This window comes from Clostridium sp. J1101437_171009_A5 (assembly GCF_015547905.1).
GTDB lineage: Bacteria > Bacillota > Clostridia > Oscillospirales > Oscillospiraceae > Pseudoflavonifractor_A > Pseudoflavonifractor_A gallinarum.
Map to the genome: position 1 here is coordinate 65,451 of NZ_JADMVY010000006.1, position 24,567 is coordinate 90,017.

The window sequence follows — 24,567 nt, forward strand, 5'->3', positions numbered from 1 at the left end:
AGCAACGCACCTCACAGCAAGTCTGCCTTGATACCGCACCGTTCCAGAACCGGCAGCACCTGTTCCGGCTTGGAGGACATGAGGGTAATCTGTTTGAGATTGGGGAACTGGCGCAGTTCTGCCTCGGTAATGGTGTTGAGATCAAAGGCTCCATCCTCGCCATCCCAGAACGGACAGAGCTGGGTATAAATCTCGCTGCCGCCATCCATCTCGATCTCTGTCACCGACCGGGCCAGCCGCTCCGGGACAGGGTATTGTTCCAGCCACTTCCGAATCTCCGGGATGGGTTCATACCCTTCCGTGTCAATGTCTATCTTGCGTCGGCTATACTCTCTGGCAAACTCACGGGCATCCAGTTTAGGAGCCAGTAAGCCTTTCTCGTACATCAGGACTTCCATGACCGCCAGCTTGAAGTTGAAGCTGGCAAAGGTGAGCACTGGTTCAGTCGGCTTGGATAACTTGTATTTCTGCGCTTTCGCTGCCTTTTTCTCCGGCTCTTTCCAGCTGATCTGTACCATGGCGGAGAGAGCCTCCAGCTTTGCTCTCTGCGTTGCCTGCTCCTCTGGAACAGGCCCCGGCAGGCGGGTGTAAACGGTAAAACCACCTAATGTGAAGGTATGGGCAAAGCCGGCGAAATCCTTCCATTTGGCCTCCCGATAATCTTTGGAGCCGATCCAAACTGCCCCTTCAAATGGCTGCCGGACCGCATACTCTCCCTGCTCAGCTACCCGAACGCCAATGGTTTTGATGGTCTGTTCATCTTCATCCAACCAGCCCTGGAGTCCAAGCTCGTCCCACAAAGCAAGGGCCTGGGTATAGGGACTCTCCCGGCCTGTGATGGGGCTTTTCCGTGTTCCATTTTGCAGGACGATGCGGGCTGGTCCCAGCTTTTCCGCCAGCTGCGACATGGTAAACGGCGGCGTAAATACCGACCCCAGAATGGTCAGGCTGTCTTTTTTAAGAACGATTTTTCGCTCCGTGGCCTTGGGCGGTAGAAAGATGGGCAGATTCGGGTACACTTCTTTGTACTCCCGCCATTCCAGCTTTTGGGGCTTGTTTGCCGTCCGAAGGAAACCCCAGAAGTCGATGGGATAACGAAACACCGGCCCAACCCTATCCCGCCGGGTGACGATGACCACCGTGCCATCGGTGAGTATTCCAATGTGCTGCATGTTCTCCCCGCCGAACATTCCCGGACGGATACGCAGCACCTCACGGGTGTTCCTATTGATGAGCTGGGCAAAGTCATCGGAGAGGATTTCGCCATTTCCCTGCACCAGCAGCCAGTCCCCGGTAAACCAGCGCAGTTTCAGCCCCTCGCCCATTCCGGGCAGGGGGGCGATGCGGCACCGCCCGGTGTCCATGTCCAGTTCCAGCAGGCATTCTTCCATCCGCCCTTTGCCGCTGACGGCGTGGATTATATAGATGCGGCCTGTGCCGGGAACGGGAACCGCTTCGGAGAGATGGTCGTATCCATCCAGCGAGAAGGCGTGTTTTGTTACCTTGCCGTTTTCCCAGCGGTAAATCTGCCCCTTGTACCACTCGTTGGAAAAGTAGACCCGGCCCAGCCCGTCTGTCGTAATGCCGCAATGGTAGGTGCCGCTCCATCCATCTTCCGGCAGAATCCAGTTTTTCACATCCTGGCAGGTGCCCCGGTCTGTCAGTTCAATCCGTGTAGCGTTGGTGGGATCGCCCACCCAGAGGGAATGGTCAGCCCAGCACAGGGTCCGGGGCGGACCGTCATATCCAATGGGGGACGGCTCGAACCAGTTGAGGGTAGCCGGATTCTTGCTCAGTAATGCCCGCCCAATAGTCCCGCTGCCAGCGGCTCTGGACGCGGCATAGAGTCCATTTTCTGCGGAATAAGTGAGGCACCCAAGGTGCGGCAAATTGTGGGCGCGGGTCACCTGGGGCGGACGCTGGCGCAGATCGGCCACACAGCCGTTTTTCCATTCTTCTGCATCCTGGTTTTTCCATTCGCCCGCTGCAAAATCACCCGCCAGGGAGTTGAAGAAATAATCGTACTCATCCTGAAGTATGTATTCCTCGCAGGGCATCAGCTTCCCAGGGTCCTGCTCCTTGGCATGGTCGCCCCATTTTCGCCCTTGCTGTTTCATCAGGTGGCAATATTGCCCCTGCTTTTTGCAGTAGCGTTCCCATTCGCTGCGTTCTTCCTCTGGGATCAAGGCAAACAGATACTCGTCCTCATCATCCAGGTTATACAGCGCCCAGCCGAAGGCAGACAGCTCCTGCCCCAATGCCGCCGCCCCTTTTTCATGGGATAGCTTCATATACTGAACGCCAACGGCATCAAAGCGTTCATCCAGCAGCGCCGGGACCTGCGCGCCCCATTTTTCTCGCAGTTCCGCCAGAGTGTCCTGTACGGCTCCGTCAAATTTCAGAATGTCCAGCGCATCATCTATGATTTGTTTGAACTCTGCCATAGGTAGTTTCTCCTTTTCCCATTTCCTACATCATAGCGACAGCCATGTGGTCAAAGCACTGATTTCCTCCCGCAACAGCGGGGACTTCCCAGCGGCGGCAAAGGCTTTTTGGATACCGCCATAGCGCCGCCCGGAGCGGTCTACCAGCTGGAGCGCGGCTGCCTCCAGATCGGGAATCGCCATCACAGCATCTGCCAGCGCCTGGGCGGAGAGTTTATCCGCAATCAGAGTGGCGGCAAAGTAGCGCAAATGGCTGTGAGAGAGGGTGGACAAATCGCTGAGCTTATGCAACTCATAGAGTTTCAGGGCATAAAGGGAAGGCAGCCCATCCAGAGCCGGTAGTTTCTGCACAGATGGGAGTGACTGGAGATAGAGTTTCTGAAGCCGGGTCGCCGGAGTCAGGAAAGGGGTGAGATCTTCCGTTTTCCGCATTTCCTCCAAATGGAGATCGGTAATGCTGGAGAGAAGCGGGGTAATGTCGCCATTCTTTTCCCCACGCAGGTGGAGGACACGCAGGCCGGGGAGCGAAACATTGTCCCAGGAAACAGGGGCCGACAGCCATAGGGACAGTGTATGAAGCTGCTTTAGCTCGGAGAGAACTTCCACACCCTCACACTTTTCCATTAAGATCAGTTCCTCCAGATTGGGATAATCTCGTAGGAAGGACAGATTCACCTTCCGCTCTCCCGTCACAGACAGACACCGTACCGCATCCGGTTCCAGCCCATTCAGCTCAATTTTTTCTCCGCCGCGCCAGAAAACAGCGGTGCTATGAGGGGGCTCTATTTTCATAAAGATCACCAGTCCCGTTCTCGGATGGCCTCCTCCATATCAATCGGGATACCGAACCACTCCAGAATGTAGGCAACGGTGTCTCCAATACAATCCCGGGCCACCGTTTCAATCTCGCTGTCGTTTTCGTAAAATTCATCCTGAAGATCATTGATGCCGCAGACCGCCTTATCCAGCGTTTTCTGTATCACTTCGGTGTCCGTTTCGCCGCTCTCCAGCAGGTCAATGACCTTCTGAAGCTCGTCCCTGACCTTATCTACCAGAAAAACTGGATAGTAATTATCCTGATACATCTCGTCCAGCAGTTTGTAATTCGGGTCAAATGCTTTCATCATGATTTCTCCTTTCACATTCAAATATCAGCTTGTATGTCTTATGCAACCGTTATCCCGCAATATTGGCGCTCTCTATCCCATTTTCCAGGGAGCCGCAAACCTCAACAGTGTGTCCCCAGAACATATCGTCGTCATCAAAATAGGCCGTAAAGTCACCCTCATAAGTAAGGCTCAGTTCTGACAAAGTAATGCGCTGGGCAAATCCTTCTTCTGTAATGGGATCAGCATTTTTCTTCTCATCGTCATCTGCCTGCCACTCATTGGCCAGCCCGGTCAGTTCCTTTGCCGCAAATTCCCGCATGGACTTGTCCCAGCTTTCGCGGTCTGCCATAACTTTGTGGGCAATGCTGCGGACGGTATCCCAGGTTTCCGCATCCTCCAGATCTATTTCCAGTGCAAGGGAGACTTCCTTTTCGTTCCACAAGATTTTGCCATCCAGCAGCCCGAAGTCCCGGTTCAGTTTCAAAGTTCCCAGAACTTCATCCTCAATGTTTACGGGTTTCTGGTATTCCTCCCATACTGCCTCCAACGGAGGGCAGGGGACAGAAGGCTCCAGCACATCTATAACAGCCCAGCTGTTGAACTGTTCCGGAGTGGTGTGTTCAGGTACCAACCCATCCAACAATCTGCGTACCTTCAGACGGCAAATCTGCCCTTGCTGCAAACGCCCCCAGCTCTTTTCACTGTTGCGTTCCTCCTCCGTAACCGGCCATTTCAGCCGACCTTCTTTAATGCTGACCTTGCCGGTATTGCAGAACACCATACCCAGTGTAATGACAGTCATCTCCCAAAAGTCACTGTTATCGCTCTTATGGTACCCAGCCCCAATGCACTTACGAATCAGGGCAATCACTTCCTGCTCCTCAGTCTCATATTTTTGATAAAATTCCTCAAACATTGCGTTAGCTCCTTATTCCTCAAACTCGCCCTCAATCATTCCATTAAGATATTTTCCGGGATCAGCAATAAATTCCTCCCATTTGGCTAACGGATGAAACTCCTTATGCTCAATGTCCAGATACCAGAGTTTCTTATCTCTGGGACTCCACAGCAGCAAATAGTCGCTGTAATTGTCCATTTTCGCCATAAGGGAGAGCAACTTTTTCCGTTTCCAGGTCATCTCCTGTACATCCATGTAGGGGTACAGTTCCGCCCATTTCACCAGTTCCCGCTCTGGAAATTCCAGACGCAAGGGGCCGGTCTTTAAGTATTCCACCAGCTTGGCAGGCAGCTTGTAAGGCATGAGTTGACGCGCTTTTTCCTGTTCGTTATGCCATTCCTCCGGCTCCAGAGCTTTTAAGTAGGCCGCCATTTCCTGATTTTTGTTCTGTACTGCCACGGTGTAGGGCCGGTCACCGTATTTATCCGGGATGGTGATGTCTGCACCCTGTTCCACAAGCCAGCGCACCATAGAAAAATCGTTGTGCCGTGCAGCTTCAGTGACAGGAGTCGAAGCGTAGGGAAACACCATATCTGGCTTGTGATAGTTGATGTCCGCCCCGTTTTGAATCAGATACTCCACCAGCAGCTGATTTCCATGGCTCGCCATACTGCGCAGGGCTTCACCGCCGTATTGTTTCAAATCCATGCCCATCCTTTTCAAAATGGGGAGTACATTAGGCTCATCCCGATCCACCAAGTGGAGAAACAGCCTGCATATATCCCTTTGCGTTGCGGGGATTCTGACTCCCACATCTACCAAAAAGGAAAACAGGGTTAGGTCTTGACTGCGCAGGGAACCACAAAGCAATTCTTCCGGGTTATGGGTCAAATCTGCTCCGCATTCGATCAGGAGCTGTACCATGTCCATCCGATTTTCCAGTACAGCCAATTCCAGCGGAGAGGCTTCGTCATCCCGCGGCCAATCTCCAATCATTACCTGATAGCATTGTGGCTCATTGGGAGAATGCCCTGCGTGAAGCAGGGAACGAATCGCCTCTATGTCACCACTTTTGATGGCAGCCATCATGGGAGGTACATTTGAATAGCTTACTTCACTCATCCGAGTCCTCCTTATAGTCTATTGAAAAATTTCCTGATACCTTTCTCTCAGTTCCTCCGGAGCTGCTTCCACCACTTTCTGACCACCCTTGGCGCTGGCTTTGCCCCAGATCACATAGCAGACCGTTTCCCATGCGTATTGCAACACTTCCTCCGGGCTGGCTTCTGTTTCCTGGGTGGGTTCCTCATTCTCGTCATCATCGTCATCCTCGTCGGAGGAAAAACCGCTGGGGACGATCTCAGCCAGATGGACTTTTGCCTCCAGCAGAGCGTCTAGGCTTTCTGCATTTGCCATCCACGCGGCATAGTCCTTGGAATACTTCATGTTCTGCATGGACAGCACCCCACGGACAAATACAGGGACGGTATCGGCGGTAAATCCGAACTGTTTCACATACTCCCGGAGGAATTTTTCCTGTAAGTGGGAGTGCTCATCATCACAGAGATCGAGATAATCCCATACCAGCTGCCGCCACTCTTGCCCCAGCATTCCCAGGGCGAACACGGCAAAACTTCCGGGGAGCGCGCACTGCTCATCGCTGAGATTGGTGTACTGCTCATATTGCCGCATGGCAAGCCGGGCGTACCGTTCCATCAGGGGGTGGAGGCCGGGGTACTGCACGGCACAGGCAAAGAGCTGGCTTACTCCCTTTTTGGGCAGTCCCGTGATGGGCAGATACCTCTTTTCCGGCCCTTTGAACTCCACCGCATAGCTGCGGGGAAAGTCCTCCTGCTCCAGAAGCTCACACAGATAATCCAGCACTTCGGCATAGCATTCCTCCGTGCTGTCCCTGGCGGTGATGCGGATGATGGCAAAGGCGTCGTTGGCCGATGCGGTAAAGTGTTCTGTTTTCCTCTTTTGCAGGTGGAGCGGCAGCCTGCCGGTTCCATTTTCCCGGAGCTTTTTCACCATATCAGGACGGACTTTCTCCACCAAGCCCAAGAGATAATTGGTGTCCAGATACTCAAAGTCCATACCATATACCTTATAGCTCACTGCCACATAGCAGGCGAAACGCAGTAGCGGCTCCGGGACCTCCTCTGCACGGATACCTGGTTTCAGGGAGTATTCCCGATTCCAGCGGTGGTCATCTTCATTGCCTGTCACGACAAAATACTTCTCCTGCAGCTCCCGTTTCAGCATATCAAGTAAATGGTGGTCAATTTCACCCCACCGGCTCTGGCGGCGCAGGTTTTCGCTGAAGGCGATGGCCTTTTCCGCGTCAAGGGTCTCAGCCCGCTGCGCTTCGGTCCATGTCCGAAGCAGTTGCCACACCTCAAAGGGCGCGCCTTCGCTGCTGACCACGACCGGTGGCCAGAGGGAATCAAGCCGCGTGATTCTCCCGTCAATGGCATCCTGGATGCACTGGTCAAAGAGCGGCTGCAGTTCCTCCTGTACCTCTGGCTTCATCCAGTAACAGCGCCCGTCCGCACTATTTCGTTTTGGTAAACTCATATCAGGCCACCTCTTTCCGAACAATAAAAAACGCCCCGCGACACCCTGTCATTTGGACAGGCTGACGTAGGGCGCGAAAAGGCCGTACAGAACCAAGACCTGTATCCCAAGGCTCTGTGTCTGACGATATTCTGCTGTCTTTCCCGTCCGCTTGGACATGGGTACTCATCTCTATCCATTTTCTTTCACCTACCGAACATCCTCTTTTACCCGCTCCATCTCATCCACCAGAGCCCTGACCTGGAAGTCCACCATGTCCTCCGCCACCTCTGGGAATAGAAATGGCATGGTGTCTGGAATGGCTTTGTGTACCATCATCATGCTGAGGGCCAGATTGCCAAACAGCCGGGGATCAATACTGTCCACAGGGAGGCCAAAGACGGAAAGCAGCTTTCCATAAAAAATAATCTGATCCCGCCGGAACGCCTGAAAATTCTCCTCGGAAAGGCAGTGGCGTACTTGCTGCTCCTCCTCAATAGACAAAACGGCAACTCCGCTTTTGGCCCCGTAGCAACAGTTTTTCAGGAAGGTCTCCACTCCCGCCCGCCAACTGAGTCCGGGGTCTTCCATCAAGGACCGGGCATACTGTAGTAACTTGGGTTGCTGGTACCGCAAGGCATGGAGTACCAACTCCTCCTTGGATGAGAAGAAACTGTAGAAGAAGGTCTTGGAGATCCCCACTTTTCTGCACAGAACATCAATACTGCTGTGAATCAATCCCCGGTCGGCGATACACCGGATCATGGTGACCATCAGGGCTTCCTTTACCTGTGCCCTCTCCTCATCAGAATACGCCTTTCTTGCCACAAGCCGTCACCTCCCCATATAAAGTATAAAATTAAAAAATAGTCTTTATTTGTATTATAGCGAAACTTGATTGAAATGCAAGACTGTTCCAAAAAATAAGTCCCCCGGTGCAATACACCGGGGGGCATAGTAGGATGCGTTTGAGATGCCGGAGTAATCTTTGTTAGCAGTGTACTAAAACCATCCTGTGAGGTAGAGATACAGAACCCCTCAATCATTGCGCTGACCACATTTTCAGCCACAGTGCGGCTCGGAACACACGGAAACAGTCCATCCGAAGAGTGCTAAAGAGTAAGCGGAATGGAGCAAAAACGACTATAAAGTATTAGAAATAATACAAAAAAGAGAATTCTACCTCTTTGTTTATAGCTTGTTAAATACTGATATGCCTGGTGTGAAAGTAAAGTAAAATTAGGGCAACAGCCAGTTGCTTTGCTTTTTGCTCCCGCTGTGGTACAATTCGAGCAAGGTGGTGATCGGCATGCAAACCAAAGAAATCCTTTTGGAACTGCGCACCAGGCACGGACTCTCCCAGGAGCAGCTGGCGGAACAAGTGCATGTGACCCGTCAGGCGGTTTCCCGCTGTGATACCGGTGAAACGGTGCCCAACACAGAAACTCTGAAGTTGCTCTCCAGGCTGTTTGATGTCTCCATCAACACCCTGCTGGGTTCGCCCAGGCAGCTGATCTGCCAGTGCTGTGGTATGCCCTTGGAGGATGCTAATATCAGCCGGGAGCTGGACGGCACCTTCAACGAGGAGTACTGCAAATGGTGTTATGCCGACGGGAAATTCGTCTACACAAGCCTTGAGGAACTGCTGAACTTCCTGGAGAGTCATATGTCCAATGAAGCCTGGCCCCTGGAGCAAGTTAGAGCCTATTTTGAAGCCCAGCTGCCAAAACTAAACCACTGGAAACAGCCTGAGACATGAATACCTCCCTCTGAAATCTGTGGTTTCAGAGGGAGGTATTTTTGCTCTGTGTCATTCAAGATGGGGACAGCACAGGGCGTGATCCCCAGCAACAGGCGGCTATGCACTATCTTTACGATAGGCCGAAGGATCCTGACCTGCTTCCCTTTCGTCCCGTTCCTCTCAGCTTTGAGCCAGTGGCGCCGGGGCAGTGTTCGTCGGTTTTGTACTCCGCCAGCATTCTGGACATGATTGGTTACTCTCTACGCAGTTGTGTTGAGAGAGGCATTACGGTGCGGCGCTGCAAGAACTGTGGCCGCTACTTCCCGCAGACCGGACGGGTCAGCGCGGAGTACCGTGAGCGTTCAGTGACAGAAGGACAGAAGACCTGCCGTGAGACCGGAGACCTCCTCCAGCAGCGGGCAAAGAAATGGTTTGACAATCTAGTATTCAAGGCATACTGCAAGGAGTATAAGAAACGCTTTGCGCGGATCAAGGCTAGACGTATCTCTGACACGGATTTCTACACCCGGAGTGAGCAGACCAGAGAAATGAAACAGAAATATCACTCTGGAGGAATATGAGAACTGGTGGAAGAACTCCGGAACCGCTCTTGCTGCACTTTCCACTCTCGCAAATACTTAAACGGGAAAGGAATGACCGTCCATCCATTTGCACGTATGAAATCAACCTCAAGCAGAGGAAGGTATGCCTGGAATTCCAATGTCTGACCGGTTGAGCAAACCTTTCGGATTTTACAGGCATGAGGGAACGACCGATTTAAGGATTTCCCAAGATATCCGGAGTAGTAGTACTGGGCACCATCTTTACAAAAATGGCGAATTCCTAACACCCCGCCGAAAAGTGCTTCTTTATTTCGGGCGCTTTTGAGGGCATTTCCGATTAAAACGCCGGTTTCCTCAAAAATGAATCGGTTGATCTGCTTGCCCAGGTTACTCCTCAAATTGAGAATATGCCGCAATTCTTTTCTGCTAACTTGCATACCACACTGGTTGATTTCATCCAGAATCATTTCGCACCGCGCTCTCTCGTTGCCGGATAAGCTATCAGCGTATTTCTGTATTGTTTCTACAAGCGGCTTGGCCGAGATTTGTTCATCATCTCGCGTCGCGCTAAGAACCCGTTCGAGATCTTGCATATTGGGAAGAGTATAACGGTCCGTGTCGTAAATGATATGGATGTTGTTTTCCTCTTCATAGACAAGACCTTTGATGGTAGTATCGAACTTTCCATAGGGTGTTTCAAACGCTGCGGAGATTTTCTCTCGTTCTGAATTATCTTCACAGAAAGATTGCTGCCACGATTCAAAATATAGTTCTCCGCCCGGCTGTATGCGGAACATATCATAACAGATCGGTTTGCTTTGGTCCTTAGAATCCGAACATGCCATAACAAATGTAACCGGTCTATTGATTCCAAGCTTGGCCCAATCATAGCAGCTCATCTGCCGCCGGCTTATATCGATCTTAATGGCAAGTTCCTGGATCACTTTTAGCAGTTTGTGGTCTTCTTTTTCTTTTGTTCTGCGCGCATTCATGCCTGTTAGCTGAAAATCTTCGACCGTTATATGCTGTACAATGCAATGCTTGGGCGCTTTAAAATATGCATCATCTTCCGGATGATCTTCGTAAAACAGAGGATAGTGTATGATCCGAAGCAGTGCATCGTCTTTTCCTGGAGTTCCCTCCATAAAGGTAACCCCACTATATTGCGCCAGTTCATAACGCAGCATGGAGATTAATGTGCGGGATTGCTCGTTTTGTACCGTATCCTCCAGATATAGGGGTGTCTCTCTCAAACGATTTCTGATTCCTGTCATACTATCAACTGAGCCACATACTCCCAGATGGGTACTTTCATCGAGAGAAACCATTTTCAAAGATAAATACGGAGATAATGATGTCCGCACATCTCGCAAAAACTGATGTAAAATTCCGACTTTGCAATTTTGATAATCGGGTAATGAGCCAAATTTCAAAAATGACACGGTGTTCTTCCGTCTTTGATTAAGCGCTCCAATTACGAAGTGATCTGTACTTTTACCTGGATCATCTCGCAATGCCCGCCGCAGTATATAGCATTCCGGATCAAATAGATACTGAGGTTTATTTTTACAGTCTTGTTTGATTCGGGTATTGCTAAAGGTTTTTACATCCAGCTTAACACAACCGTCTTTTGTAAATGAAATCTGGAGTGTCCAAAAACTGGCCAATACTTCTTTCCGGTAGTAAAACCAGCCGGGGTTCATGTAATACAGCTTCCCCGTCACATTATGATATAGTTCCCCGTTTGTTTGGATACTGGGAAGCGCATTACAGAGTAATTGGACTAAAAGGTGTTTTTTCGTTTTAGCCAACTCCTGCGCTGAGATTTCCTGTACCCGTACATTATCTTCACAGCATCCCAGCGCCTGTTTAAGCGAGTATTGTTCAGCGGAAGCCCGATGATATAAGATATAGCAACTTGTCCCCCATTCATACACGACGGCCAATGCCCTGCACTCCTGTAAGGCGACATCTGGAACCCTACTCTTCCAATAATTACCCTGATCTCGCCTTGCTTCAAAAATTGAAAAATCCCTTGCAATTGCTTCAAAATCAAAAGCAATCTCCATTTGATTGGTCTGAATCACAATAGAAACCTCCTTATATAGTCCACTGCGGACGGATCAAGTTGGCCGGTCGGAAGAAGGATTCCCGGTACTTCAACGAGACGCTCGTCCTTGCTACATGACGGTCTCGACACGCCATCTGAGAATAGATTTACAATGAACGCTCTTTTGCCGCCTACCGCATCCAATTTTTCCAGAACTTTTTCCCGCATTGGCCGTTCCTCTACCTGCATATTCCATTTCCAGTGCTTAAAATCAAAGAATACATCTCCATCAGCGACAAAATCAAATGATTCAAATTTCGCCGGATCTTCTATTTCCTGTAGTGGGACTCCCAGTTCCTTCTCCAAAATAAACTTACCGGCCACTTCTCCCAAAGCTCCTTTATAAATATTTTGGAACAGAACCGGGCTCATAATATATGGACCAGTTCCAAACTCGGTAGCCCATCCATGATGGATAAAATACTCCTTCAATCCCGGATACAACAGGATTTGCGCGAGACGCGCTTCTTCTTCACTTACGGTCGAGGGAGACAGTCCCTCTGGGAGACTTGCCGCAAACTGCATTTTGTCTTGGTTAAAAGAGAGGATAACTTCCGAGAAGTCTCCTTTTTGCGCATAGAAATAGCAGTGTCTGTCCTGCGCCAGCGGGATATAGTAGGTTCGTATCATAGGATTGCCATTCAAGACATCAAGTCCGGCTCTGGGGTATTGAAGGACTGTTTGACGCAGGGCTTTCCAAAGCGCCATCGTCTCCTCGGTCCAGTCGACATTTAACATCCGCAATATGTATGTATTGCCTCTGGTCGCTTTGCGTTCTGCTTCATTGTGGGCATGATCCATACAGGTTTCTCTACCGCCCAACTCAGTTCGTGCCTTCCGCAGTACCTCCATCTCCGGACTTAAAATACGTCCATTCAAGCAGGCGAGATCTAAGTCATACAATGTTTTCTCTGTGGTAAATAGATACACAGACGGATTTTTTAAGAAAGTCCGCCCCATACGCCCCACTGCCTGGATGACATCTCGCGTAATCTGTCCGTGAACACTGTCACTTTGTCGTAAGATGCTCTGAGCAAAAGCATTTAGGACGCGTCTCCCCGAAAAACGGCCGATACCATCTTTGAGAAGACGACTCAATGTGCGGTAGGAGATCTCATCATTTTCATAGAGACACTCTGCCTGAAAGCAGAATTTCATCAATTCCTGCCCGCTCAAAGGTCCATCCTCATTTAGATTCACAACGGTATGTGTGACATCTCCCAAATATAGAGCATCAAAATCTTTTTTCTGAAATCGGGGATCTTTTTCGTCATATTCCGCATTTAGTGTAACCAGATTACTACTATCTTGAATTGGATACTGCAAATTCTGCCCCGCCCCAAGGGTCTGGTAGCTGGATAACACAAATCGTTTGGCACCGGTTTGCAAAGCTTGCAGCAAACAGTCTTTGTTTGCCTCAAACTGCTCCCCGCTGCGCAAGATAACCATTTCTCCAATGGCCTGTGGGGCATATGCTTTCCGCAGGTCTTCTAATGCATCCCGCAGTAGATTTTCATCCATCGCTCGTTTCTCTGGCGTCGGCAATACTTGATTCAGGCAGAGAAACGCACGAATGTCTGGGTGTGTCCAAAATGCTTTCATCGCTGTCAATATATTGCAATACCGCTTCTGGACGTATTCTTCGCTACCCAAAGCGGTAAAACGATGTGTATATTTTTGCGCCAGCGCTTTTTGAGAGAAAATATCTTTCAGTCGTTCCGAGAGCAACAAGTGATCCTTGCCACGGTCTACCACCTGTAAATTGACTTGAATTCTGCCCTCTTTGTATGGCTTCCACAGTGTTTCCAGCCCGCTCTGAATAGAGGCCTTTGTTTCATCGGAAAGTTCATGGTAATGTTCTTTCAGTTGTTCCTTTATATACTTCAAATCATAATTTCCAAGGACGGTGGGCAGTGCTGCCGTTGCGGAGAGACCAACCACTTTCGCTTGGCAACACAGGTATAGCAGAACATTTTCCGGTGTATTTCTCATCTGCAGATACTGCAAATAGGTTTGGGCTCGATGATGGTCATCGTCAATAAATTCAAAAAGACGAAATCCAGTTTCATAAAAGGACAGATCGGGAGAAATCACATCTTGTAGGGATCGCCCACCCGTGCTGTCTGCAAGTTCTTCTGACATGAGGCGTGTTTGCTCTGATGTCAAATCGAACTGCCGAAAAATGCTTTCTGTCGCAGCAGCTATGGTATAGGAGTCTTCCTCTTGTGGCCTGCGTGTGTTGACCAGTTTGGCATAGGATTTGGCCCATCCGTATACATACCTTTGAAAACGCAGCAAGAATACATGGATTCTCCGCAACAGATTTTGAAGCACAATGCGCGGTTCATCCTGATGCGCATCATACTCATCTTTTGCCTCGAAGTGAATCTGCACTTGCGCATCGGATTGATTGCACACCGCGCGTATGTGTGTGCGATTCCCGTCCAAAACAGTGTGGTAGGAGGTGTCGTGAAATAGAAAGTTTCTTCCTTTATCGATTGCCATGTCTACGGTTTTCATGCTGTAATAGAGGGCACCTTCCTGATAAATATCCTGCGCTTCTTTTAAGAGTTTTTCCCATGTCAGGGTCTGCCCCGCCTCATAAGCTTTTCGGACTGTCTGCAGTTCATTGCATACTTGATGGGTAGTCGCACCCCGATAAACCTGCAAGAATAATTGTAGATAATCTGCTCGCAGATCAAGTGCCCGATCGATCAAGCTGTCTAAGATAACCGACCGTGAAGCATCGAACTCATCCATACATACAATTCTGTTTTTCAGCATCCGCTCAGATAGACAAGCAAAGCTAGGCTCTACCAGGGAAATATTGCGTGCCATGAGCTTCTTCACAGATAACAGAAGCACCTTATATTCCGACCAGAACACAGAGGGATAAAATTTGGCCATCCATTTGTATTTTTCCTTATTTCGGATTGCATCCAGCCGGGGCCCTGATCCCTCCGGAAAATCCTTTCGAAGGCGGTCTTCCAGTTCATGCCGAAATTGAGGTTCCAGTGTTTTACAGATCTGATCTCCAAGGTATTTCGTTATATCTTTGCCTGCCTCACCAAATTGTTGATATTGTTTTTTCTTCCGGCAGGCAGATAAAAGTTCCTGGTATGCGTCTGTCTGGAACTCCAATGGAATTTTTTCTGTTAAAATAGCCTTCTCCACACTTGACTCAGCAGAGGGCAGAACCAATACTTCTTTTTCAAACAGCACACCCCGGCCATTCTTTTCATAGAGATTCCGCAATTCATCTACGGGCAAATTTTTAAGAAGGGTTGTAATAAATAGAACCTGAGAGGATCCGCCTTTTTCGATATACTGATAAATTGCCTGGATTGTTTCGTATGTCTTTCCATATCCGGTAGGTGCTTCTGCAATTAACAGCCCACTGGATTCACATGGATTTGAGAAGTATTTTTCAAGTTCATATCTCATGGGTGACCTCCGAATTTATAATGACTTTATCATAAGAATAGCAAATCAGTTTTTTGAAATCTGAAAAACTGATGCAAAATAATAAATTAGTTTTGAAATATAAAAAAGCTACCGCTTTATTTGCGGTAGCTTTTGATAATGTTTTCTAGCAATTCATGGATACGATTGCGTACCGAGGGAGGCGCTAATACTTCTATTTTATCTGTTTGCCGAAGCACCCATCGGTCAAAGCCGGCAGATAACTCTACTTCAGCAGAGAATACAATCCAATCCTGTCGTTTATCATCCGGATGACATATAATATTTGTCCCAAATGTTTCAAATACCATATCAAGAAGATATGGATGCACTCGAAATGTTACAATCCGTTTTTCTTTGGCGGAGAACATATCAAATTGACCATAGCTGAAGCCGAATTCCTTAACTTTCCTCCACTCCCCAGTATCAAAGGCCACATTTCTCATTCGGTCAATGCGGTAATTTCTTTGCCGGTCATCTTCGTCGTGTTCTGGATTTATGGCCACCAAATAATAATGTTCTTGCTCCCATACAACTTGAATTGGGCGAATGTGGCGATAAGTTTTTCTGATCTGTTGTCTCCCTGCTATATCGAATCTCGAATAATCAAAGCGCAAGCACTTCTGTTCATCAATTGCTCGGTAAGTTACTTGAAGTGTCTGCGGAAGCTGCTCATTTTGCATTAAACAAGGTCTTACTCGGACACGCTGTTTTAACTGCCGCACTTCACGCTGGGAGAGAAACCCTTCCAGTTGAGAAATTAGTGAGTTCTTCTGCGTCGGGCTTAAAAATTGGCTGATAGAGATTGAATCAAATACCATTCGCGCCTCATTTAACCCAAAAGCAGGACGATAAAGTTTATATTTTCGTTGATTGTGAGGCCCTGACTCATACTTTAGCTCAAATGGCACAAGTTTCTCTGCACTAAGCACCTGCAGAACAGAGATATCCTTGCGCACCCGCTGTTCAGAGCACCTTTCTTCCGGGTACTTTTCAAGCAGTATCCGGCAAATTTCTTGTAATGTTAGCCCACAGGATATATTGGTTTCCGTTTCTAAAATTGAAAGGACATGTAGCAGTCTGGCGCGACTCATATGATCCCTCCACAGTTTACACGTTGGGCAGCCTGAGCTTCTAACTGACTCTTTCTTTGTTTGTCGCAATATAGATTTTACGTCCAAGGGCCGTTTATCTTACGGCTCCGTCTCATAGGGCCATGTGTTGATGCCGCCGAATTCATAGATGTTGGTATAGCCTAGTTCGGCTAGTATGGAGGAAGCTGTCTTACTGCGGTTTCCGCTGCGGCAGTAGACCAGAACCGTGGAGTCCTTTTCTGGGATCACCTCAGCGGCAGTATCTTCGTCAATCGTGCCTGCCGGCAGAAGAACGGCACCTGGAATGTGCCCGCTGTCATATTCGTCCTGTTCCCGCACATCCAGGACGATGACCTCTTGGTTGTCCATCCTCTCTTTGGCTTCTTCCTGTGTGATCTGCTGGTAGGAGCCATCTGCAGTATTCCCGCCGCATCCGGTCAGTAGTAAAAGGGCAAACAGAAAAGGGATCATTCGTTTCATTTCAGTTCCTCCAGAAGTCCGGCAGCAAACGTTTTGTGCCCCTGCTCGGTAAAATGTACGCCGTCGTAGGCCAGGGAGATATTCCACTTTCCAGCGTCTATAAAGCGGATCGTCAGCTGTTCCGCCAGGTCCTGACAACGTCGTGCAAAGGTGTGGGAGTTGTCAATGAGCTGTTGGCTGGGCACCCACGCTCCAGTGGTCACCGGCGGCGGTGCAATCAGCAGGATCTTGTTTCGATCCATGGAGACGCTCGAGAGGAACCGCTCCAGCTTCTCAGCCGCCTGCTCCGGGCTTCGCCCCTGGAGCAGATCGTTGGTCCCCAGCATGACAATCAACAAGTCCGTGTCAGCGGGCAGGATGGGAACGGCAGATGGGATCTCCCGGCCGTTCTGACCCATGTTGGAGATTGTCCACCCGGTCTCCGCAGACAGGATGTCCACCCACCGGCTGTCTGCGTCATAGCGCCCGCCGAAATAGCCCCGTGGGTCATAGCCGTAGGTATTGGAATCACCGAAGCAAATGACATTCATCTTATATTTCCTCTTCTCTTGGTAATCTCGGGGGGTGTCAACTGTTAGAAACTGCTGACCGAAGCGCCTGTTCTATGCGCTCCTCCTCCCCGCTCCCATCTGTCCGAAGTCGAAGCAGCGGAATATTACACTGTTCAAAAATCCGGTTTTTCTTTTCATCTCTGTCCGCCTGGACGCTTCCTGCGGCATGGAAGGCGGCACCATCCACCTCTACCGCCAGCAAAGGAGATTTGTCCATACGACGGAACAAAAGAAAATCTACATGGCTCAGGGGATTACGGGCATATGCTGTTTCTTCCTCCGTCAACATGGAGTAGTCCTTCACCAAGTTGACCAAGGACACATGGGCCGCACAATCCACAAAAGAAAACTCTGCTTTTTGGAGCATATTTTGAATCACAGCATAGACGAGATTTTCCGAGTCGTATTCTGAAACCCGCCCATGCTTTTTCAGAAAGGCCCTCCGCTGCTCGGCATACCCCTGGTAGAGCAGATCAAAAACAGAGTACACCGCGCTCTCAATTACCGCACAGTTGTTATATTCGATATAGCGCGCCAGATCGCCGTAGTTGGTTCGGTCGTTCTGCGGGTCCTGTGAGGTAATGACGGTCAAGGACTTGACCGCCCTGGATACCGCCACATTCAGCATCCGTGGATCATCCACAAAGTCCGTAATAACATTGTCCACGGAGGTCAGAACGATGGCATCCTTTTCCCGGCCCTGGAATTTATGGACGGTAGCCACTTCCAATTCCTTGCCCAGCTGTGTTTGGATTGCCGCCACCTGGTCCCGGTACGGCGTAATGATGCCAATGCTTCCATACCCCTGTCTCTCCAGGCTGGGAAGCACCTCTTGCCGAATCACATCAATTTGTCTCTGGTTCAGATGGCCACGGGCGTGGTTGCCGGGTGCTGTCCGGTACATCGTCAGGACATCCGGCTCTTCATGGTCCTCCGTCATGACGATGAGCTTCCCGCCATAGAATTTCTGATTGCAGAAATTGATAATCTTGGGATGGCAGCGGTAGTGTTCCCGCAGAAGAACGGTAGGAGCCTCCGGCCATGTGGCAATGGCGGAGGAGAGCAGACTGTGGGCGGTGAAATGATACGTCTCCGGGAGAGAATACCGGCCCCAAATCTTCTCACTTTTCTGAATGTTCTGGTTGTCCAGCACATTGGGAAGCTGCTGGAGATCTCCAACAATGACGATATTCTTGGCGCTGGCGAAGGCCAGTACACCAGTGGCCAGATCCACCTGGGATGCCTCATCCACGATGAGATAATCGTAGGTATGTTCAAAGTTTAGAGTACCCTTGATGGAGTAAGTCGTACTCAGGATCACTGGATACTCTCGATTGAGTTCCCTGGACTTACCTCGGAAATCCCGCATCTCAAAGCACCGACGGGGCTCTTCCCAAGGAAACTTTTCGCTTAACTCTGCTCGGAACAACCGCAGAGACTTTTCCGTCAGCTCTGCCATCTTCTCGTCAAAGGCATACCGCTCCAGTTTCTTTTCCAACTGAACCCGCTCTTCTGTCAACTCCTGTTGGCGCACCATATAAAATTGCCGCTGGAGATACGGAATGACCAGTTCCGGAGCTTTGAAAAATACTCTCAGAGCACTGCGATTGAAGCGAAGCAGAATAGCGATCTTTTGGAGTAGGCTTGCCCACATACTCTCCTGCTGGGCATGTTGCTCATACTCCAACCAGAGAGACAAAATCTCTCGAGAAGAGAGCCCTTTTACCTCATCCCTCAGACCTTTCGCATAGGTGCTGTAGTACTCACTGAAATAGTGCTGCTCTGGCGTCAGCTGTAGGAGTTCCTGTTCGATGGCGGCAATGCGGTTCTTCGCGTTGAGCATCTCACTGAGCTCTTTGGAGAGAACCGTTATCTCCTGGTTCAGCTGTGCCTCCTCTTCCGCCTCCAGAGCCCAGGCCGACATATCGGGATATTGACCAGTCTGTGCTTCCAGAAAATGTTCCTTATTCGCTCGGCTCCCCAGAAAAGCGGCCAGGAACGAAAGTCCCTTCTTCTCCAGCTTTTCCGCCACATTCAGGGTGGCAGAGTTGTTATTGGAGACAACCGCTACCGTTTGACCATTCCGAACTGCATTGGCGATGATATTCAAAATGGTCTGTGTCTTTCCAGTACCGGGAGGCCCCTGGATGATGCTGATCTGGGAGGAAAGCGCATTCTCCACCGCTGTTTTCTGGCTCTGATTCAGACCAAAGGGGTAGATGACTGCCTCAGGGAGCGCCCGCACCGCAGGCTCCTTGGAAGAATCCAGATAGCAGGACAGCACCGTTGCGTCGCTGACACTCTGGATTCGCTCGTACTGGGCATTCAGAATATTGCGACCGTCTTCGGCCACCAGACTGACCGCTGCTGCTGTTTCTTTGAAATACTCAAAAACGCCCGCTTGTCTCTGGCTTGTAAGGCAGTTTTTCTGAAGTTCCACTTGGCCTTTTGGATATGTAAGGGCTCTTTTCCCTGTCCGGATGAAACGGTAAAAGGAGCCAAAATCCAGAATCTCATCGATCTGAGAAAAAGGGTTTCCATCCACGGTAATGATGAACTGCGTGGGATCGATCCGGCTCTGTACTTCTAGGAGCTGTACTTTTTCGGAACGGTAGTGGTAGGGCTTTGGGGAACTGCTGTAAACCACCTCGCACATACCGTCCTGAAAACGGAAACTGGCAACGGAGTCCGTCTTGTCCTGCCCATTGATCAGGAACATGTATTTTTTGCTGTCCATCACAAACCTACCTTCTTTGTTTCGCTGATATCTCTCCGTGATTGGGCGTGCATTGCTATTTTGAAGGCTGAGATGCTACATCCAGCAACTCTTTCACTGCTTCTGCCATCGCAATCGGAGAATCCAAACGCAATGTCTGCACTATGACCAGACTTCCGCTGGGAGAAGAATAGCAAAGAGAGCTTTTCTGTCCTGCCATTGCTTCGCAATCCGGATAAAGCAACACCACCTGTTTTGCCGCATATTCTTTCTGATATGCGTACATCTGGTACATATCAGCCTGTGAGATTCCATAATTGCGCCACTGAGGAGACAGAAGCTTCCACTTGGTATCCAATATAGTCCGCTCGCCGCTATCCAAGTCTTCAATGACCAAATCCGGCCGCAGGGCAAACTGCTTCCGCGGCAGTTCAAAGAGATATTTGCCCTTTGCCTGCACATGAACACGATATTGCCTGAAGTCCAAATGCCGCCGCAGCACCGCTGCCACATAGCTTTCAAACACGCGCTCCATGGGAAAGAGAAGCGCCAGCGCGGCTTCTCCACCAGAAAAGGCAGTAAAGCTCTTCCCCTGCAAAAACACCCGGCACAGCTCCAAAAGTCGCCGGTAGTCCGCCATAGAGCGTGACTGGCCGCAGCGCAGGAAGTCCTGCTCCACATGTTTGGACACTGGAACTTGATCCATAACAGATAACACGATTCGAAGGTCCTTGCGGTTCTGCAGATCTGTGGCATGCCGCTGTAGATAGACAGCGGTTGACTTTACCAGGCGGTTTTCCGGGCAGTCCACGCTGAACACATCGTACTCCACGAAGATTCGCTCCCGGTGCAGCAGATTTTTTCGAATATGCTCCGAGAATACGATTTTCCCACGGACACAGGGTTCATTGTCCTGCCTTGCCGTGTAATCTGATTTTAAGCCGCGTTGAATCAGCCGGTGGGCCTCGTCCAAAAACATGCGCACAAACAGATCCAGCAAGCGCATACGGGAAGTATTCAGGTGGGCAGTACGAAATGTCTTGAATGGCGCCTCCTGAACCGTTCGCAGCATGGTAAGAAACACTTTGCGGACAGCTTGGTCGCTGTCGTCTCCCTCTATCGTCAGTTTGGGCAGGATCTCAATCTCTGTTCCGTCTCTGGTGGTAATAACCCCTACATAGTTTTTGGCGGTAATCACTTTGCCCACGCCGGGCTTTGCGCTCAGACTCATCAACTCCAGTGGCTGGGTACCGGAACCTTCCTCCCGGTTGGAGAGAATGAACTGCTCCAGTTGATCAAATGCGTGTTCCGGCAGAGAGATCAGGCCTGCCCGTGGCGGTCCATTGCGGGTAAACCCCATGTATTCCCGAATGGTATATTGTTTCAATGGAGCTCACCTCCCAATAGAATGTGCCTGTCAGAGATTCCGGTATACTTCCACATCAAAGAAAGCAGCCGGATTGATATGGTATGTGGGATTTACTTCAAAATCAGGTTCCACACCGAACAGGCTCTGCAAATCCGCGGTTTCAACCTTAAAGAATTGCTGCTGTTCCGGACGCTTCCTGTCCCCAAGTACCAGGCAGATCTTTTCATAGTCGTCATAGAAATACTCCTGAAGAAGCGGAACGACTTTGTCCCGGAAGATCTCGCCCAAGGTCTCAATGGACGGGGACTGACGCAGTGGGGTAAAGAAAGCATGCCCCAGCGTATGCTCCCGGTCAAACAGCACCTCAATCCGGCGGTTCAGCGTCGTAAGCAGGCCGCTGATGGAAATGCCCTCGACCTCTATGCCATCCAAGACGCCGCTGTCCGGCATCATCTCCACAAAGCTGAACCGGCGACGGAGGGCGGTATCCAACAGAGCAATGGAGCGATCCGCCGTATTCATGGTGCCCAGCAGATAGACATTGTCAGGGATTCCGAAAAGCTTTTGAGAATACGGCAGTCTGACTTGTAATCCCTCACTTTGGCCGAGCCGTTTAGAAGGTTCAACTAATGTGATCAGTTCTCCAAAAATTTTAGAAATATTTCCACGATTGATCTCGTCAATTATAAATACATAGGGCTTTGTTCCTACCGCAGTTGTCGGTGCAAAGCCATTTTTCTCCAGGGCTTTGATAACTTCAGCCGCAGTGGTATCCAGCTGATACACTGTGGATTGAACCAGCGAACGTGATAATTGAAACTCTTCGATATCAATTTTTTTGCCCTTCAGGAGCCAGTTCACTTTTCTGGAACGTTTATAGTGATCTTCATTGGGGAGCCATTCCGGATCACCAGTGATAACGCCGATCGCATCAATGGTTCGGGCAGAATAGCAAGAAAGGACAATATCTCCTAACTGCATCCGATTCAGGAATGCGTTCAGCACATACTTTCCGCCAACAAAGTAATTCGTTTCGTCTGTAACGGTTTCGCCATACTCATCCCATCCAATGCGAATACAGTCGTTTTGCATGCAGTAATTGCGAAGCGGATGCCCTCCTGTACCGCCAAGAGAGACTTTCCAAACAGAAGGTGTATCAGAAAAACCGTAGGGAGATTGCCTAGCATCTGCGATTGGAATTTGAGCTTTCAAACAAAACGCTTTGAATACGCCCTTTGTAATCTCGTATTGGATCTCACCGGCTTCTTCCTCGTTTTCGCCGAAGAACTTAGGACGAATTCCCTCGATAAAATCTTCATACCCAAAAGACTGGTGGAAAGTGGTGAACTCAATCCGCCCATCCTGCCGGTACTTCCGGTAACGCTCCAAGACCGTTTCGTGGTTCTCTGCTTGGACTTCTTCCAGCGATTTCCCCTCTATGATCGCCACCGCATAGTTGGCCGTCTGATAGGTCTTTCCCGTCCCGGGAGGACCATAGAGGATCGTATTTTTTGCAAACGGCATGGGGTCGTCCCTTCCTCTCTGCGCTAAAAGTTCCAGCGCATCCGCCAATTCATTACGAAGTTTCCAGGAGTATGTACCAGGCTGATCCTGAAGTGCTGTGCGTCCCACAAAAAGAATTGGCCACCACTTCTGATCATTGTTTTCATTCTGAACCAACGGGCAGCCCGTTTTTTCCTGTACTCTCCGGGCAAACTGAATCATGCTGCCGTTATAGTGGGCAGAAGTATTCCCTAATTTCAGACTCAGCTGTTTACAGGTTGCCTCTCCGCCTGCCTGCTGAATAGCTTTCAGAATCTGCAAATTTTCCACTGTGCAGATTGTTCTGTCCGCAAGAAGTTTTAGCCACTGTTCTGCACTGATCTCCGGATCATACTCTGCCAAGGTGGGCCAATAGTCGCTTTTATGCAGCTGGCTGCCAAAGTAGATGATGTCATCGGCTAACAGGTGATGTTCAACATCCGGATAATATGCGCTTCCCAACTCTGCTCGTTTTGTCTCGAACATGTTCAGCAGCTCGCTGTCCTGCTGGACACAAGTAAGAACTTGGTTGGCAACCTCCTGGTAGGTAAGCACATTCTGGGTATCTCCCATTTTACAGGCGGCCTGCAAGCCGGTCTCTGCCAGAAAAGCCTTGAGTTTCCCGTATTGATAGAGAAAATACCGATCAGGCTGTGCAAAAAACAGATAGGTGCAGATGGTACGATCGCCCTGATAATGCTGCTTCATGCTTTCTTTGAACTGATACTTGGCTAACAGGGCATCTGCGCTTTGTTTAAAGTTTTGGATCTGCTCGACAATATCTACTCCGGGAGCCAACAGCTGCTGAAACATCGAGCGGACCGTATCAGGCTCCTTTTCCGCAAAAAATGCGATCATCTTACAGGGAAATGAGTAATTGGTGTCCAGCAGATTTCCCGCCTGGGCGAAGGATTCCTTCAGCATTTCTGCAAAATCGGCTCTCTCTGGATTCCAATGCTCCTGGAAACATTGGACTGCCCGCCACTTATACGCTTCTTCCGGAAACCAGGCGGCAAAGGATTCCTTGTATTGGCTAACAACACGACGGATGGGATCAGCAGACAGCTCCCACGCTGCCATGTCCAGAATCCGATAATTTTTGAAAGAAAAATTGGCATCCCGGAAAGCTTTGATTTTCCGGCAGTTATCGACATAAGTTTCCAATTTACCTCGGGATTTCAGCTCAATTCCCAGTGCCGCAAAAATATCCTCGCTGCCCATATTGCTGTTAATGGCAGGGAAGGTAAACGGCTTTAAGCAATGAAGCACCACAGAGACTGCGGCGGCCTGCATACCGCGGAACGATTTTGTAAGCACTGATGCGGCACGCTGAAACATCTCCTCATCATCTGTCATATCCAGAAGATCCACGCACATCCTGATAAAAGCGCGCACGGATTGGATATCCGCCTTGCCCTGAAACGAGTAGAATCCAGTACCAAACATTCCAATATGGCCTGTGCCTGAGACAGCCTTTTCCTGGTTTTTGTAGGCACCAGCCTCCGCTCGGCTTTTCAAGGCATCAATTAGGTGATCCAGCTCTTGTTTGCGCGCTTCGGACAGGTGCGCTGTATGAACCGCCTCATGCTTTTTGTCATAGCTGTGCCGCCATGTTCCAATGCACATAAGATAAATGGCGTTCAGATCATGGTAGTCCAGGACAGCCTCATCCACATCACGATAGCCGGACACAATTGCGCGCACCAGTTCATAGCTTCCATCATGCTCATCAGGTGACAGTTCCGGAGTGCTTTTCAGTTTATTCAATATCTCTTGATTCATTTGAGATCACCATCCGTTTGTGCAGCCTAGAAGCGGCCATAATTACTGCTCCAGCTTCTCGTCGCAAATCCGCTCGATCTCCTGCTTTTCCTCCCGAGTCAGCTTCTTCCAGACAGACTCGTCCACTTGGATCACGCCCAGGGTTTTTGG

17 protein-coding genes are annotated in these 24,567 nt (G+C 49.7%); 2 read left to right on the plus strand and 15 right to left on the minus strand.

Annotated features, from left to right (window positions below; genetic code table 11):
* Positions 1–11: 11 nt before the first annotated feature.
* The 7 genes from I2C21_RS09660 to I2C21_RS09690 form a co-directional block, all read right to left on the minus strand.
* A complete protein-coding gene (locus I2C21_RS09660; protein WP_195279155.1) occupies positions 12–2,444 on the minus strand; it encodes a DUF6892 domain-containing protein in 2,433 nt (810 codons plus the stop codon).
* A gap of 30 nt (positions 2,445–2,474) precedes the next feature.
* Positions 2,475–3,119 (minus strand): hypothetical protein, encoded by a 645-nt coding sequence (locus I2C21_RS09665; RefSeq protein ID WP_353654796.1) that lies wholly within the window; start codon positions 3,117–3,119, stop codon positions 2,475–2,477.
* A gap of 122 nt (positions 3,120–3,241) precedes the next feature.
* Complete coding sequence (locus I2C21_RS09670) at positions 3,242–3,568, minus strand: DUF5713 family protein (RefSeq protein WP_015565826.1); 327 nt, start codon at positions 3,566–3,568, stop codon at positions 3,242–3,244.
* A 52-nt stretch (positions 3,569–3,620) separates the two neighbouring features.
* Positions 3,621–4,469 (minus strand): DUF2262 domain-containing protein, encoded by an 849-nt coding sequence (locus tag I2C21_RS09675; RefSeq protein WP_195279156.1) that lies wholly within the window; start codon positions 4,467–4,469, stop codon positions 3,621–3,623.
* A gap of 12 nt (positions 4,470–4,481) precedes the next feature.
* Positions 4,482–5,573 (minus strand): ankyrin repeat domain-containing protein, encoded by a 1,092-nt coding sequence (locus tag I2C21_RS09680; RefSeq protein ID WP_195279157.1) that lies wholly within the window; start codon positions 5,571–5,573, stop codon positions 4,482–4,484.
* 18 nt (positions 5,574–5,591) lie between these two features.
* Complete coding sequence (locus I2C21_RS09685; protein WP_286167257.1) at positions 5,592–7,028, minus strand: DUF6138 family protein; 1,437 nt, start codon at positions 7,026–7,028, stop codon at positions 5,592–5,594.
* Between the two features lie 189 nt (positions 7,029–7,217).
* Entirely contained in the window at positions 7,218–7,835 is a 618-nt protein-coding gene (locus tag I2C21_RS09690; RefSeq protein ID WP_195279158.1) for a TetR/AcrR family transcriptional regulator, read from the minus strand.
* Between the two features lie 481 nt (positions 7,836–8,316).
* Here I2C21_RS09690 and I2C21_RS09695 point away from each other — a divergent pair, with 481 nt between their 5' ends.
* Together I2C21_RS09695 and I2C21_RS09700 are read left to right on the plus strand one after the other, a co-directional pair.
* A complete protein-coding gene (locus I2C21_RS09695) occupies positions 8,317–8,766 on the plus strand; it encodes a zinc ribbon domain-containing protein (protein ID WP_195279159.1) in 450 nt (149 codons plus the stop codon).
* Between the two features lie 41 nt (positions 8,767–8,807).
* The gene (locus I2C21_RS09700) at positions 8,808–9,329 is read left to right on the plus strand and encodes a DUF6076 domain-containing protein (RefSeq protein ID WP_195279160.1); all 522 of its coding nucleotides are present in this window, start codon (positions 8,808–8,810) and stop codon (positions 9,327–9,329) included.
* Here the strand turns inward: I2C21_RS09700 and I2C21_RS09705 are convergent.
* From I2C21_RS09705 to I2C21_RS09740, 8 genes are all read right to left on the minus strand, one after another.
* A complete protein-coding gene (locus I2C21_RS09705; RefSeq protein ID WP_195279161.1) occupies positions 9,311–11,398 on the minus strand; it encodes a hypothetical protein in 2,088 nt (695 codons plus the stop codon). The genes I2C21_RS09700 and I2C21_RS09705 overlap by 19 nt on opposite strands.
* Positions 11,395–14,865, minus strand: a complete 3,471-nt coding sequence (locus tag I2C21_RS09710) for a DEAD/DEAH box helicase family protein (protein ID WP_195279162.1) — start codon at positions 14,863–14,865, stop codon at positions 11,395–11,397. Before I2C21_RS09710 ends, I2C21_RS09705 begins: the two co-directional genes overlap by 4 nt.
* 116 nt (positions 14,866–14,981) lie before the next feature.
* Positions 14,982–15,977 (minus strand): helix-turn-helix transcriptional regulator, encoded by a 996-nt coding sequence (locus I2C21_RS09715; protein WP_195279163.1) that lies wholly within the window; start codon positions 15,975–15,977, stop codon positions 14,982–14,984.
* 99 nt (positions 15,978–16,076) lie between these two features.
* Positions 16,077–16,457 carry a rhodanese-like domain-containing protein gene (locus I2C21_RS09720; RefSeq protein ID WP_193538964.1) on the minus strand — a complete coding sequence of 127 codons (381 nt, stop codon included), beginning with the start codon at positions 16,455–16,457 and terminating at the stop codon, positions 16,077–16,079.
* On the minus strand, positions 16,454–16,987 hold the full coding sequence (locus I2C21_RS09725; RefSeq protein WP_195279164.1) for a GDSL-type esterase/lipase family protein: 534 nt from the start codon (positions 16,985–16,987) through the stop codon (positions 16,454–16,456). The genes I2C21_RS09720 and I2C21_RS09725 overlap by 4 nt, the downstream gene beginning before the upstream one ends.
* Positions 16,988–17,024: 37 nt before the next feature.
* Positions 17,025–19,727, minus strand: a complete 2,703-nt coding sequence (locus I2C21_RS09730) for an AAA domain-containing protein (RefSeq protein WP_286167258.1) — start codon at positions 19,725–19,727, stop codon at positions 17,025–17,027.
* Positions 19,728–19,800: 73 nt separating this feature from the next.
* Positions 19,801–21,111: an McrC family protein gene (locus tag I2C21_RS09735; RefSeq protein WP_286167259.1), complete on the minus strand. Its 1,311-nt coding sequence runs from the start codon at positions 21,109–21,111 to the stop codon at positions 19,801–19,803.
* 30 nt (positions 21,112–21,141) lie between these two features.
* Positions 21,142–24,417 (minus strand): DUF8426 domain-containing protein, encoded by a 3,276-nt coding sequence (locus tag I2C21_RS09740; protein WP_195279166.1) that lies wholly within the window; start codon positions 24,415–24,417, stop codon positions 21,142–21,144.
* Positions 24,418–24,567: the final 150 nt, after the last annotated feature.